General features: G+C 42.8%; 13 protein-coding genes. 4 read left to right on the forward strand and 9 right to left on the reverse strand.

Going from position 1 to position 13,586, the window contains the following annotated elements; genetic code table 11:
- Nucleotides 1–7: 7 nt before the first annotated feature.
- Together DW015_RS03780 and DW015_RS03785 are read right to left on the reverse strand one after the other, a co-directional pair.
- Complete coding sequence (locus tag DW015_RS03780) at nt 8–472, reverse strand: hypothetical protein (RefSeq protein ID WP_117904324.1); 465 nt, start codon at nt 470–472, stop codon at nt 8–10.
- 6 nt (nt 473–478) lie between these two features.
- Complete coding sequence (locus tag DW015_RS03785) at nt 479–1,672, reverse strand: PLP-dependent aminotransferase family protein (protein ID WP_117904326.1); 1,194 nt, start codon at nt 1,670–1,672, stop codon at nt 479–481.
- A gap of 223 nt (nt 1,673–1,895) precedes the next feature.
- Here DW015_RS03785 and DW015_RS03790 point away from each other — a divergent pair, with 223 nt between their 5' ends.
- From DW015_RS03790 to DW015_RS03805, 4 genes are all read left to right on the forward strand, one after another.
- Nucleotides 1,896–3,608 carry a polysaccharide biosynthesis protein gene (locus DW015_RS03790; protein WP_117904328.1) on the forward strand — a complete coding sequence of 571 codons (1,713 nt, stop codon included), beginning with the start codon at nt 1,896–1,898 and terminating at the stop codon, nt 3,606–3,608.
- 58 nt (nt 3,609–3,666) lie between these two features.
- Nucleotides 3,667–4,464 carry a nucleoside triphosphate pyrophosphohydrolase gene (gene mazG / locus DW015_RS03795; RefSeq protein WP_117877739.1) on the forward strand — a complete coding sequence of 266 codons (798 nt, stop codon included), beginning with the start codon at nt 3,667–3,669 and terminating at the stop codon, nt 4,462–4,464.
- Between the two features lie 24 nt (nt 4,465–4,488).
- A complete protein-coding gene (locus tag DW015_RS03800) occupies nt 4,489–4,779 on the forward strand; it encodes an HU family DNA-binding protein (protein ID WP_256319968.1) in 291 nt (96 codons plus the stop codon).
- A 66-nt stretch (nt 4,780–4,845) separates the two neighbouring features.
- Nucleotides 4,846–5,088 (forward strand): RNA-binding S4 domain-containing protein, encoded by a 243-nt coding sequence (locus DW015_RS03805; protein WP_022288222.1) that lies wholly within the window; start codon nt 4,846–4,848, stop codon nt 5,086–5,088.
- A 43-nt stretch (nt 5,089–5,131) separates the two neighbouring features.
- On the opposite strand, the gene DW015_RS03810 is transcribed toward DW015_RS03805, so the two are convergent.
- The 7 genes from DW015_RS03810 to DW015_RS03840 form a co-directional block, all read right to left on the reverse strand.
- Nucleotides 5,132–6,805, reverse strand: a complete 1,674-nt coding sequence (locus DW015_RS03810; protein ID WP_117904330.1) for a DUF6583 family protein — start codon at nt 6,803–6,805, stop codon at nt 5,132–5,134.
- A gap of 159 nt (nt 6,806–6,964) precedes the next feature.
- Nucleotides 6,965–7,804: a polysaccharide deacetylase family protein gene (locus tag DW015_RS03815; protein ID WP_117904331.1), complete on the reverse strand. Its 840-nt coding sequence runs from the start codon at nt 7,802–7,804 to the stop codon at nt 6,965–6,967.
- A gap of 130 nt (nt 7,805–7,934) precedes the next feature.
- Nucleotides 7,935–8,180, reverse strand: coding sequence for an IreB family regulatory phosphoprotein (locus DW015_RS03820; RefSeq protein ID WP_022288225.1), 246 nt, complete (start codon nt 8,178–8,180; stop codon nt 7,935–7,937).
- A 128-nt stretch (nt 8,181–8,308) separates the two neighbouring features.
- Entirely contained in the window at nt 8,309–10,723 is a 2,415-nt protein-coding gene (gene pheT / locus DW015_RS03825) for a phenylalanine--tRNA ligase subunit beta (protein ID WP_117904333.1), read from the reverse strand.
- 22 nt (nt 10,724–10,745) lie between these two features.
- Nucleotides 10,746–11,336, reverse strand: coding sequence for a hypothetical protein (locus tag DW015_RS03830; RefSeq protein WP_117904335.1), 591 nt, complete (start codon nt 11,334–11,336; stop codon nt 10,746–10,748).
- The gene (gene pheS, locus DW015_RS03835; protein ID WP_022288228.1) at nt 11,336–12,355 is read right to left on the reverse strand and encodes a phenylalanine--tRNA ligase subunit alpha; all 1,020 of its coding nucleotides are present in this window, start codon (nt 12,353–12,355) and stop codon (nt 11,336–11,338) included. The genes DW015_RS03830 and pheS overlap by 1 nt, the downstream gene beginning before the upstream one ends.
- Before the next feature lie 347 nt (nt 12,356–12,702).
- Nucleotides 12,703–13,356 carry a hypothetical protein gene (locus tag DW015_RS03840; protein WP_242993213.1) on the reverse strand — a complete coding sequence of 218 codons (654 nt, stop codon included), beginning with the start codon at nt 13,354–13,356 and terminating at the stop codon, nt 12,703–12,705.
- Nucleotides 13,357–13,586 lie beyond the last annotated feature (230 nt).

Raw genomic sequence — 13,586 nt, forward strand, 5'->3', positions numbered from 1 at the left:
TGTAATATCAATCTTCCCCGTCACTATCCGAAAAATCATCAAGACCTATCCTGCCCGATAGAATAAAATAAACAATCGCTGCAAGGACAAAAACGACAGGAGCAAAAATTATAATAGCTTTTTTAGCCCACTCAACCCCCAACGCTCCCACAAGCATAAGACCCAGCACTCCTGATATATCAAAAAACAAGATACAAAAATACGTCCTAAGTGCCGATACCGCAGGTGCAGTGTCCCCATCGGGGTCAGCTTTATCACTGAAAATATTTATCCTGCCTGCTGAAAACACAAGCAGAATAAACACCGCCATAGCAAGAAGACTCAGCACAAGATCCACCACATAAGGCTTTGTCCTGCCTGCCGTCATGCCCACTATCAGCACAAAGCAATCACACCCCATGCAGAACATTAGAGCCGCCGTATTTACCACCGTAAGCACAAGCTGAAAAGGCGTAAAAGGAACTTTTTTCATTTTATCTTAATCGCCGAACATTTCCTTAGAAAGCTTGCCAAGCTTCTCACAGCCGTCGATTATCTGTTTGTCTGTAGGAGTTGAGAAGTTCAATCTGAATGAAGCTGTCTTGTCAGACTCGCTTACCATGAAAGCATTGCCCGGAACAACGGCTACCTTATATTCTGCAACAGCCTTTTTGCAGAAACCAGTCATGTCACTGCCCTCCGGAAGAGTACACCAAATGAACAGACCGCCCTCAGGTCTTGTGAACTTGATCTGTGAAGAGAAATTCTTCTCGATCTGCTCTATCATAAGTTCGAGCTTATGCTTGTAGATCACTCTCAGCGAGGCAAGATGTGCTTCGATATCATTGTCCTTCATGAAGTTGTAAGCCAGCATCTGCGCCCAGATGTTTGTATGTACATCAGCCACCTGCTTGCATACAACTATCTTTCCGATTATCTCCTTTGGAGCAGAAATGTATCCAACTCTGATACCAGGAGCAAGTATCTTCGAGAATGTTCTTGAATACATAACAAGACCGTCCTTGTCCATGCTCTTGATAGACGGGATAGCATCACCCTTTATTCTCAGGTCGCCGTATGGGTTATCTTCAAGTATCATAACACTGTACTTCTTAGCAAGCTCGTAGATAGCCTTTCTCTTTTCAAGAGAAGTTGTAAGACCAGTAGGGTTCTGGAAGTTAGAAATGATGTAGAATACCTTTACCTTGCCTGTAGCGAAAGCTTCTTCAAGCTCTTTCAGATCAACTCCGTCTTCATGAAGCGTGATACCCTTAAGCTCAACATTGTAAGACTTAAACGCATTAAGTGAGCCTATAAAGCTTGGAGCTTCACAGCAAAGAACGTCGCCTGGGTCGCAGAGAACTTTACAAGCAAGCTCGTTAGCCTGCTGAGCACCGCTTGTGATGATAAGATCATCTCTCTCAGGGTCAAATTCACCCTTCTTTTCAAGCTCTTTCTTAAGAAGATCTCTCAGAGGAGTGTATCCCTCTGTAAGGCTGTACTGGAGTGCGCCAATAGGATTTTCCTTGAATATCTCTTCTGATATTCTATTAAGCTCATCCACAGGGAATGCCTCAGGAGAAGGATTGCCTGCCGCAAATGAAATTACCTCTGGGTCAGAAGTAAATTTAAGTATCTCTCTGATAGCAGAAGCCTGCAAATGAGAAACCTTTTCTGAAAACTTATAAGTCATAACTTTTTTACCTCTTTTTCTTAAAAATACATAATATGATTATATCACATTTTTCCTATAAAATAAAGTGTTTACGCAAACTTTTTTTAGTATTAGCACCCTAAGCTCTATTTTTGTGCAATTTAAACAACTGCATATCCACCTGACATATGGACAAACCGTAATAAAACCCACCATAAAAGCATAAGATCATATAAAAACAAGTCAGAAAGCAGGTTGACAGATGAAAAGACAAGGCTTTATAAAAAGCTCAGCAATATTGCTTGCAATGGTTCTGATAACAAAAATTCTGGGACTTCTCTATAAGATACCTCTTACCAATCTTCTGGGCGGCACAGGCATGGGATATTTCGCTTCAGCATTCTCAGTTTTCACACCAGTTTTCGCCATAGTCGTTTCAGGTATCCCCTCCACCATGGCTCGTCTCACCGCTGAAAACTATGCCCTTGAACGCTTTTCAAATATGCGTCATACCAAGCGAACTGCATTTTTTCTTTTCACGATCATCAGCGCAGCCGCTGCTGCAGTAATGATACTCACCTCAGATTTTCTGTCACGCAATGTAGTCGGCGAGCCAAGTACAAAATATGCTCTCATGTGCGTTGCCCCATCTATTATTTTCTGTACCATTATGTCAGTGGAACGCGGTTACTGTGAGGGCTTGCAGAATATGATACCGACCGCTGTATCAGAAGTGATAGAAACCCTTTTCAAGCTTATCCTCGGTCTTGGTTTCGCATACGGACTAATGTATCATATCTCCGATATGTATGATAAAACAGGCATGATATTCGGCACAGCCTATGAAAACTCACGCCAGGCAGCCTCCGCCGCACTTCCATTTATAGCTGCCGCAGCTATCCTAGGTTCGTCCATAGCCTCTGCGATCGCCTGCCTGTATATTCTCATATCAGGCAAGATCAAAGGCGACAGCGTAACAAAGCAAATGCTTCAAAGAGATACCATAACAGACCCCACAGGAGCAACAGCCAAAAAGCTTGTCGTCTGCTGTCTTCCGATCGCACTTATCTCAGTGATAATTACCTTTGCCAACATGATAGATATGCTCACTGTCAATCCGTGTATCAAAGCCGCCATGAAAGCTTCTCCACACACATTTGACAGCCTGCTTTCTGACAAGCTCACCGCCGATATGCTCCCGAACTTCATTTACGGCTCTTACATAGGACTTGCCGTAACAGTTTTCGGTCTTGTTCCGACCATCACCGCAATGTTTGGCAAAAGCATACTCCCCTCACTTGCCGAAAGCTGTGCCAAAAACGATAAAAAAGCCATGCAGTCAGGCCTTACAAAAATGCTCATCGTCACCAGTATCATAGCCATACCCGCAGGCATGGGCATAGCAGTTTTGTCAGAACCTATCCTGCGTTTTCTTTTTGGAGGCCGTGAAACTGAGATACAAGTCTGCATAATGCCAATGTCCATACTAGGAATAGCAGTAATATTCCTTGCCATAGCCACACCATGCTTTTCTATCCTGCAAACCCTCGGAAAACCTCACAAAGCCATAATAATTATGTTAGCAGGTGGAATTATCAAGCTATTTCTGAACATTATACTTATAAGACAGCCCATAATAAATATATCAGGAGCAGCTATTTCTACTCTTGTATCAGAGGTTTTCATATGCGTACTATCCGTACGCTCAGTTTGCAAAATGACGGATCTAAAACCAAAAGTGAGCGAAATTTTCGTAAAGCCCACCTACGCCGCTATCATGTGCAGTGTGACAGCCGTTTTGTCACACGAAACACTTACGAAAATAGCCCATTTGCAAATAAATCATAGATTTGTGACCCTTTTTTCTATAGGAATTGGTAGCACAATGTACTTTTTTTGTTTATATTTATTGTGCGAAACGCCGAAAAATATTGTAAATTACATATTTTCAAAAAAAAATCCGCAAAACCCTTGAAATTTTGAGCAAAATGGTTTATTATTAATAAGCACCCTTTTGGAAAGGTAATGATGTAATGAGCGATAAAATTAAGGAATTGCTTGCTAAAGACAGCTTTGATATCAATGATCTTGCGGATATCGTGATGATTCTCAGAAGTGAGAACGGCTGCCCGTGGGATAAGGTCCAGACCCATAAGTCTATCAAGAAAGATTTTCTTGAAGAAGTCTATGAGGTCATGGAGGCTATCGACTGTGACTCTCCTGAAATGATGAGAGAAGAACTTGGCGACGTTCTTTTGCAGGTGGTTTTCCATACAGTTATCGAGACTGAAAACAACAATTTCAGACTTGACGATGTGATAACTGATATTTGTAAAAAGCTTATCATCAGACACCCACACGTTTTCGGAAGCGTAGAAGCTGACAACGTTGAAACAGTGCTTAAAAATTGGGACACTATCAAGAAAGAAACCAAAGGACAGGAAACTTATTCTGATACCCTTAAAAGCGTTCCAAAGAACTTTCCTGCACTTATGAGAGCTCAGAAGTTAAGCAAACGTGCAGCAAGAGCAGGTATTGAGTATGACAATGCTCATGATATCAGCGCACTTGAAAATGCTGTTAAGGCTCTTGAAAACAGTGCTGACAGTGATAAAGCCGTAGTTGCAAAACAGCTTGGTGAGATAATGTTCACTTGTGCTTCACTTGCAAGAAAGCTTGACCTTGATGCTGAAGAAGTGCTGACGGATACAAATAATAATTATATCGAAAAGTTTGAGAAAACAGAAAATGCTGTAAGGCAAAACGGGCAGGATATGACCGCCCTGAGCATAAATGAGCTTGACGCTTATTGGCGAGAGCAAAATGAATGAATAACTTTATTCGTTAAAAATAATTTGGAGGTAAAAACAATGACAAAGGCAGAACTGATCAATCTTATCGCAGAAAAGGGCGATTATTCAAAGAAGGACGCTGAGAAGGCACTTACAACTGTTATTGATTCTGTATCAGAGACACTTGCTAACGGCGAGAAGATCTCACTGGTAGGTTTCGGTACATTCGAGGTTAGAGAGAGAGCTGAAAAGACAGCTATCAATCCTCGTACAAAGGAGCAGATCACTGTTGCAGCTAAGAAAGTTCCTGCATTCAAGGCAGGCAAGGCTCTTAAGGACGCTGTAAACAAGTAATCTAAAGCTTATGCCACTCAGACCTAGCCTGCGGGTTAGGTCTTTTTTACTACAAAGGAGGAAAATATGCGGCTTGATAAATACCTGAAAGTCACAAGACTTATTAAACGACGTACCATTGCAAACGAAGCTTGCGATGCAGGCAAGGTGCTTGTGAACGATAAGATTGCAAGAGCTTCATATGACGTGAAAGTTGGCGACATTATCACCATAAATATGGGTCAGAAGCCTGTCAAGGTGGAAGTTCTCAATGTCACCGAGTATGTAAAAAAAGAAGAAGCAGCCGAGAATTATCGTGTTATCAGCTAAAAAAAGAGGACCGCTCAATGCGATCCTCTTAATTTTTTATCTATTATGCATTTGCACTCAGATCATAATCTGACATATCAATATCAGAGAAATCGTAGTCATCATAATCATCATAATCACCATAGTCATCATAATCTGACTCAAGATCACCCTCTGCATTTACAAGCATATTGTAGACCTCGTCACCAAGAACTTTCTTTACATTAGCAACAAATCCATCACTGTCACAGCCTGCAAGGTATGTATTCATCTGATCGTCATTTGTCATGTCATAGATCTTGTCGCCTGACGGAACAGTGATGTCAGAAGCCTCTGTCTTATTTCCTGTAACTGCCATTGTAACAAACTGCTTGCCATTCATGCCAAACTCAACAGAAAGGTCAAGCTTGTCAGCAGTTGAAGCAGAAGCAAGCTCTACCCAGCCTGATACAGCCTGAGAATCAGATGTACCATTCACATCAAATCTGATAGTACCTGAGAATGCGTCACCCTCTTCTTTAAGGTCTTTGAGAGTCACCTCAGCTTCCATTGTGTCAAAGTTTATGCTTGGTGAAGCCGCCATAGTAGGCTCAAGGGAAAGTCCACCGTCAGCAGAAGTCTTGTCAGCGTCTATATCTGAATCAGACGCAGTTTCCATTTTCATTGTGAACTTGCCATTTGTAACACCGTCAACAGTATTTGCAGAACCCTTGAATGATGCACTGCCCTCATCGCTCATGTTAAGGCTAAAATCAACAGCCACAACGTCGTCCTTAAGAATGGTGTAAAGAGTTGCACCCTCGCCGTCTTTTTCAAAGCTAAAGCCCGCAAGATCGTCACCGCTGTAGTAAGCGCTAAATGTTGCAGTTTCGTCAAGATTATCACTTGCAAAAAGTGAATCCATAGAATCAGCATACTGTGAGATTATCTCATCATATGACATACCAAGCTCGTCAGCAACGCCTGCCTTGCTGAACATATCTTTAAGCGTAGCGTCGTCCTTAGCCTTGTCAAGAACAGCCTTAAAGGCAGCCTTTACATCATTGCCTGAGATAGTGTATTCCTTAGTTGTATAGCTGTACTCGTTTCCGTCAATGTCACCGGTCTTTTTCTCGCCGTCAACAGGCTTAGGGAAAGAGTCCTCCATAACCTTCTTGTATTCCTCCAGATCCTTTTCAAGTGCGTCAGTATCAAAATCAACATCAGCGCCCTCAGCAGAATCAAAGAGAGAATCAAGGTCAATGCCCTGTGAAGAAAGCTCACTGCCTACCTTGTCTTTAAGGCTGTCAACATTAACCATAAGATAAGCGTCAGAAAGCTCAGGTATCTGAACATAAGCCGACTTGTTATCTCTGGAATATATAGCATTAGCAGACACAAGATTATTTCCGCCATATGTCAGCGAAACATCTGCTGCAGTGTTGCTTCCCTTCTGCTTTGTAACAGTTGTCACAGAGATAGGCTGTAAGCTAACGCCTGCCTGCTCTGTGAAGCCCTCACCGAATGAAACAGTAGCCGTTGCATTGTAAGCAAAATCAAGTTCGCCCTTGATAGCCTTTTCAGCCGTGCCAAGAGTGTTGTTTATATTATCTGCCACCTGAGTAAGCTTAGCCTTGCCACCCTCAGTTTTACCATCATTACTGTCTTTATTTACAAAATAATAGCCAAGACCTGAACCAACTATGCTAAGACCCAAAACGCCTGCCAATACAGGTGTAAGCACCTTATTTTTTACCATTTTATTTCCTCCTTAAAGAAACTCATGTTTCTGCTCGTATTTAAAATATAACATACTTTTAACAATTTGTCAATAGACTAATATATTACAAATCAGCTACAAATGTCCCTAAAATAACAAAAAGAGAGGCACAAGGCCTCTCTTCATCATATTCTCTTATCAGCCAAACTCAAATCCGCCAGCCCTCATTCTGTCGATAAATTCCCCAAGAATATCCGTATTGGTTTTCGATACCGAGTGAAGCAAATAAATAGCCCCCGGGTGAGCCGCATTCACAAGCTTTTCAAGTGCCTGCCCCTCATCAGGCTGATTGTTCACGTCCCAATCAGCGTAAGCAAAGCTCCAAAGCTCAGTCTCATAACCGCAGTTTGCCGTCACTCCAAGAGAGAACTCCGAAAACTCGCCCATAGGCGGTCTGAACACTGTCATGGTATAATCGTAGTTATCCTCCATATACTTATGGAAATCCTTTATCTCCGACTCACATTCCGCCTGTCCAAGGGTCGGCATAGAATAATGGTGTACCGAATGATTTCCCACAATATGCCCCTCGTCTATCATACGCTTCACAAGTTCAGGATTTTTCTCTGCATAATCCTGCAAAAGAAAAAACGTCGCCTTGACCTTTTTCTCTTTCAGCACATCGAGGATCTTTTCAGTGTATCCGTTCTCATACCCCTGATCGAAGGTCAGATATATCTTGTCATCATTATTTATAGCCTTTGCGTTAAGCTTGCCGTATTGTGCATTAAAATCAAGCGCACCAGTCGTCCTGTTCTTTTCGTCCACAAGAACGCCTTGACCATATCCGACCTTGTCATGTGAAAGCCCCGAAAGATCTATCTTTTCCTTTGCGGTTTTCTTTCCCACGGCCACAGGCTCGATGACCGCCGAGCTTGTTCCCTCTGATGAATTTTCCTCACGCACTATCACTGTCCTGCCACAAGCACTGAGCGCTACAACTGCACAAATAAGTGCCATGCAATTTCTTATCTTCATATGAAGCCCTCCGTTTTCTTATCATCTTATACTATTATGTTCAGAAAACGGCTTTATACAAAAAATCGTTTCAGGTAAATTCTGACGTGAAACAAAAAAGGCGGTAAAAACTACCGCCTTTAAATATCAGTTATGACTCAAGATAGGACTTCACCAATGCCTGCAAAAGTTCATCTCTGTCAATATGACGAATAAGACTTCTGGCATTATTGTATGTTGTTATGTAGGTCGGGTCCTCAGAAAGAATATAACCTACGATCTGATTAATAGGATTATAGCCCTTCTCTTTCAGAGCGTCATATATAATTGTAAGTGTCTTTTTCAGCTCAGCCTCCTTGTCGTGCTGTACTGAAAATTCCATAGTTTGTTCGTGCATTATGCTCAGCCCCTTTGCAATGTATTAATATCAGCAATACGCCTGATATTATTATACTCCATTTGTTTCAAAATAACAAGTCCAAAAGCAAAATTTATGCACATTATACAAATCAAGCACTATATTTTTTACATTCTGAGTTCAGCACCGATAGCCTTGAGAGCTTCAAGAACTTTCTTCATAGCCTTGTCAGCCTGCTCGTCAGTAAGCGTGCCGTCATGTGAACGCATTGAAATGGAGTATGAAACAGACTTCTTGCCCTTTTCGATCTGCTCGCCCTTGTAAACGTCAAAAAGCGTTACCTTTTCAAGTATCGAGCCAACAGCCTTGCTTATAGTCTTTTCAAGAAGGGCCGCAGGGATATCGTCATCACAAACGATAGACAGATCTCTTGTTGTGGCAGGATACTTAGGCAGTGGCTTATATGTCTTCTGAGCAACACAGCTTGCCATAAGCTCAGGAACATTTATCTTGCCCACATAAGCTCTTGCGTCAATGCCGTAGTTCTCCAGAACTCTCGGGTGAAGCTCGCCAAAAATGCCGATCTCCTCACCATTTACTTTAACGACAGCAACTCTTCCCGGGTGGAAAGCGTAGAACTCGTCAAAGCTACATTCAGCAGTAGCCTTTTCAAATTCAACTTTCTGTGCGCCAAGCTTAGAGAGCAGACCCTCGACAAAACCCTTGATGTCATAGAAATCAGCCTTCGTCTCAGTGTCATAGAAACCAAAACCAAGTCTTTCAGGCTCGTTAGGAAGCACCTCTCCCTCAACTGGTATATACTCGTTTCCTCTCTCAAAGATATAGCACTCAGGGTTGCGGTAACTGTAGTTTCTTGCAAGCACTTCACATACAGACGGAATGATAGTCGTTCTCATAACGCTGGTGTCCTCGCCAAGAGGGTTTGTGATAACAACTGTCTTTCTCAGTTTTGAATCAGCAGGAAGATTTATCTTGTCAAAATACTTAGGCGAAATGAATGAGAATGTAGATATCTCGTTAAGACCCATAGCGAGCATAGATCTCTGTATATGTCTGTCAAACTTCTGCGCCTCGGTGAGCTTAGCCTGTGCAACGCCTCTAACGATAGTGTTTGGGATCTTGTTGTAGCCGTAAAGTCTAGCAACTTCCTCTGCCACGTCAGCCTTGCAGGCAATGTCCACTCTGTACCATGGTGAAACTACCTTGCCGTCCTTTATCTCAAAGCCAAGCCTTGTGAGATATTCAACCATGTCGCTCTCAGGTATTTCAGTACCAAGGAACTTATTTATCCACTCAGGGTCAAAATCCACCGTCTTAGGTGTTTCGTCCTCATAGTTCTCATCAATGTAAGTCTTTACGACCTCGCCAGCACCAAGCTCCTCAACAAGCTGGAAAGCTCTCATAAGAGCCTCGTAGCACTCGTGTGGGTCAAGACCCTTTTCATATCTTGCAGAAGCGTCAGTTCTCATGCCAAGCTTCTTGGCTGTAGTTCTTACGCTTGCGCCGTCAAAGCAAGCAGACTCAAATACAACAGTAGTTGTATCGTCCATGATGCCGCTGTATTCGCCGCCCATAACGCCTGCAACTGCAACCGGCTTTTCAGCGTCAGCAATGACCAGCATCTCTTCTGAAAGCTCTCTTACCTCGCCGTCAAGAGTTGTGATAGTTTCTCCTGCCTTAGCGTTTCTGATGTTGATAGATGCGTCCTTAACATATCTCAGGTCAAAAGCGTGCATCGGTCTGCCGTATTCAAGCATAACATAGTTTGTGATATCAACAAAGTTGTTGATAGGTCTAACGCCGCAGCCTCTGAGTCTTTCTCTCATCCAACGAGGTGACGGACCTATCTTTACATTCTTTACGATACCGGCCATGTATCTCTTGCAAAGGTCAGTGTTGTGTATCTTTACCTTGAGCATATCGTTGATATCTCCATCAATGCCCTTGAACTCAGGCTTCTTGACTTTCAGCTCAGTGCCGAAAGTAGCCGCAGTTTCTCTTGCAAGACCGATAACAGAAAGACAGTCAGGTCTGTTTGAAGTTATCTCAAACTCAACTGTCGTATCATTATATCCTATAGCCTCATGGATGTCCTTGCCTACTGTTTTGTCGCAGTCATCGCCAAGAATGAAAATTCCGTCCTCTATAGCATATGGGAAATCGTGAACAGAAAGTCCAAGCTCGCCCAGAGAGCAAAGCATACCATTAGAAGCAACGCCTCTCAGCTTGCCCTTTGTTATCTTCACCTGCTTGCCCTCGTGAAGTACAGATGACTTGTGCTTTGCAACTGGCACAAAATCGCCCTCGTGAACGTTCTGAGCGCCTGTAACTATCTGAACAGGCTCGTCCTCTCCCACGTCTACCTTAGTGATGAACATATGGTCAGAGTCAGGGTGACGCTCCATAGAAACTACCTTGCCCACAACAACGTTAGAAATATCCTTGCCCTCCTGCTCAAAGCACTCTACCTTTGAGCCTGAAAGCGTCAGAGCGGAAACAAAATCCTTTATCGGCATATCGCAGTCTACATAGTCTGCAAGCCATTTCATTGACAAATCCATTTATTATTCCTCCGTAATCTTATCATTTACCGCAGTTTTGTATCTTCTCGTCCAAGTCCTTTAAAAACAGCGGTCTGTAAATGTAAAAATCCTTCCACCGCTTTATGTTCACAGTATATTTTATCCCGAAATTATCAGTTATCTCAGCTTTCATACTGTCATTGACACCATTCGTGCTGTGAACTATGGTCTTGAACTCTCTAATATCCGTATATTTTATAAGCAGTTTAGCCTTAGGCACATACATATATCTGTCAAGTAGATAAAAGGTCTTGTATTTGAACTCGCTTCCCTCTATCTCGCTTTCCAAAGCCAGCATATCCTGAGCGTCAAATTGCTCCAGTCTTGCAAGGTTTCCTCTGTATTGTTTTACCTGCCTTTTAAATCCTCTTATTCCGATAAAAAGCAGGATACCCAGAAAAATCATCAGAAACCCACATAGCATGAGCATATCCCATGCACTCTGCTGTTCTTTTACAAGCATGACCGATAACCCACCGCCAACGCCTACTATCAGTGCCATAAGTGTGCTGATAGCCGCCGACGTTACAAGCTTAGCCTTTGACGGCACAAGCTTTCTGTAAAGCCTGCTCTGCATTATAACATCATTCATTAGAACTGCTCTAAAAATCTCATATCGTTCTCATAAAGCAGACGCATATCATTGATGTTGTATCTGCCCATTGTTATTCTTTCAAGACCGATACCAAATGCAAATCCGCTGTAAACCTCAGGGTCAATGCCACAGCCCTCAAGTACCTTAGGGTGTACCATACCTGCGCCGAGAAGCTCTACCCAGCCCTCCTGCTTGCACATTGAACAGCCCTTGCCATGGCAGTTGAAGCACATAAGATCGACCTCAGCAGAAGGCTCTGTGTATGGGAAGTGGTGCGGACGAAGTCTTATCTGAGTGTCCTCGCCGTAAAGACGCTTCATAAGAAGCTCCAGCGTACCTTTAAGGTCAGCCATAGTGATGCCCTTGTCGATAACAAGACCCTCTATCTGGTGGAACAGCGGTGAATGTGTGGCGTCCACTGTGTCAGAACGGTAAACTCTGCCGGGTGAAATGATTCTGATAGGCGGCTTTCTCTTCTCCATAGTTCTTATCTGAACAGAAGAAGTCTGCGTTCTAAGAACAACGTTCTCATTGATGTAGAATGTATCCTGCGTATCTCTTGCAGGGTGAGATTTAGGCATATTCAGTGCCTCGAAGCAATAATGGTCTGTTTCTACCTCAGGGCCGTCCACAATATCAAAGCCCATACCAAGGAACACTTCCTCTACCTCTTCAAGAGTAGCGTTCAGAGGGTGAGGTCTGCCTATTCTTGTTTTCTTGCCCGGAAGCGTAACGTCTATAGCTTCTTCTGTGAGCCTTACCTGCTCCATTTTGCTTTTAAGCTCTTCCTTACGCTTGTTGAGAGCGTTCTCAATATCAGCTCTTACCTTGTTTGCAAGCTGACCGATAACAGGTCTTTCCTCTGCGGAAAGCTTGCCCATTTGCTTAAGTATGGAAGTTATCTCTCCCTTTTTGCCAAGAAATCTTACTCTGAAATCTTCCAACAGCTTGGCGTCATCAATATGTGAAAGTTCTTCTTTCGCACGCTCGTCAATGCTTTTCAACTGTTCTTTCATTACTTATCCTCCTATAAAAATAAGCCCTGCCCCGACTAAACAGGACAAGACTTTGAAATTCTTGTTTATACCACCTATCAGTAAAGAGCCAACACTCTCCCGTCCTTAACGCAGACAGACGTTCAAGCTTACTAAAGACTATCTCTCATTCGGCATGACCACTCGCAAGTGAACTTCATTTTGTCAGGATATAAAGCCGCTTTCAGAAAACGCACACACGCCGCAGCTTCTCTCTGAAGACCCTTAGCAAAACTACTCTCTCGGTCATAGTGTTTTAAGTGTATTGATACAATAATATGTTATCACATTCTGCACCACATTTCAAGGGCTTAACAAAAAGTTTACAACTACAGTCCATGCTTATGAAGCCTGTCCCACTTCATATCCTCCTCGGAGTAATAATCGTCCTCCTCGTCCTCTATCTTATTGTATTCCTTGTGTGGATAACCTATCTTCTCATAAAAGTCATTGATAAGCACAAGCTTGCCCTTAGTGTCCTGAAAGCTCAGAGTTATCATACCGTCCTCAGGCACAAAAGCTTTCTCCCTGCCCTCTTTGTCCCTAACCACAAAGCTAGACTTCTCTGTATTTTTCAGCTTGCAAACAAGTCTGCCCTTGTTTGTCTGATAAGACTTCTCTATCTCGTCATAGTAAAGGCATATGTGCAGATAGCTTTTAGAAAGCCCCATGCGCTGAGAGTGTTCAATGTGATCCTCATATATCCTCGTGTAAACATCAGCGTCCCGTGAAAGCGAGTAATACCAATACATAAGCCCGCCCACAGAACAATTGCAAGCCCCCAGCAGTATAAGCAGAACCTTTGCAAAGACCGCACTTGCAAACACCGCACCAATTATGATGATAACGACCCCAAGCAGGATATTCTTATACATATTCCTCTGCATTTTCCTGTGTTCTTCGATATCATGTGCCGCCTTGACCTGCCTCTCCGCCCTTGACAGCTTCGGAGGATATTCATAAACCGCCTGCAAAACATTCACCTCTCAACTCTTTGACTTTTCCATAGCAAGCACAGATTTTGTATAGTGTTTTTGCTTTCTAACAGAATGAAAAAAGTCTCTTATTATCATTTGAACTTTCAAAATCTTTTGATATCAACGTTCTTAATGTGTCTCTGCACTCCTCAATCTGCCTATACAGAATTGCGTTCTCAGATCTTAGTTCTTCAATCTTGTCAATCATTTTATGGTTTAATGACATAGATTGTGTC

Origin of the sequence: Ruminococcus sp. AF37-20, from assembly GCF_003460465.1 — a bacterium.
GTDB lineage: Bacteria > Bacillota > Clostridia > Oscillospirales > Ruminococcaceae > Hominimerdicola > Hominimerdicola aceti.

What these genes read in the sequence shown, in the direction of transcription:
- DW015_RS03780 (WP_117904324.1), bottom strand. Translation starts at nt 472, where the DNA reads ATGAAAAAAGTTCCTTTTACGCCTTTTCAGCTTGTGCTTACGGTGGTA.
- DW015_RS03785 (WP_117904326.1), bottom strand. Translation starts at nt 1,672, where the DNA reads ATGACTTATAAGTTTTCAGAAAAGGTTTCTCATTTGCAGGCTTCTGCT.
- DW015_RS03790 (WP_117904328.1), top strand. Translation starts at nt 1,896, where the DNA reads ATGAAAAGACAAGGCTTTATAAAAAGCTCAGCAATATTGCTTGCAATG.
- mazG (WP_117877739.1), top strand. Translation starts at nt 3,667, where the DNA reads ATGAGCGATAAAATTAAGGAATTGCTTGCTAAAGACAGCTTTGATATC.
- DW015_RS03805 (WP_022288222.1), top strand. Translation starts at nt 4,846, where the DNA reads ATGCGGCTTGATAAATACCTGAAAGTCACAAGACTTATTAAACGACGT.
- DW015_RS03810 (WP_117904330.1), bottom strand. Translation starts at nt 6,805, where the DNA reads ATGGTAAAAAATAAGGTGCTTACACCTGTATTGGCAGGCGTTTTGGGT.
- DW015_RS03815 (WP_117904331.1), bottom strand. Translation starts at nt 7,804, where the DNA reads ATGAAGATAAGAAATTGCATGGCACTTATTTGTGCAGTTGTAGCGCTC.
- DW015_RS03820 (WP_022288225.1), bottom strand. Translation starts at nt 8,180, where the DNA reads ATGCACGAACAAACTATGGAATTTTCAGTACAGCACGACAAGGAGGCT.
- pheT (WP_117904333.1), bottom strand. Translation starts at nt 10,723, where the DNA reads ATGGATTTGTCAATGAAATGGCTTGCAGACTATGTAGACTGCGATATG.
- DW015_RS03830 (WP_117904335.1), bottom strand. Translation starts at nt 11,336, where the DNA reads ATGAATGATGTTATAATGCAGAGCAGGCTTTACAGAAAGCTTGTGCCG.
- pheS (WP_022288228.1), bottom strand. Translation starts at nt 12,355, where the DNA reads ATGAAAGAACAGTTGAAAAGCATTGACGAGCGTGCGAAAGAAGAACTT.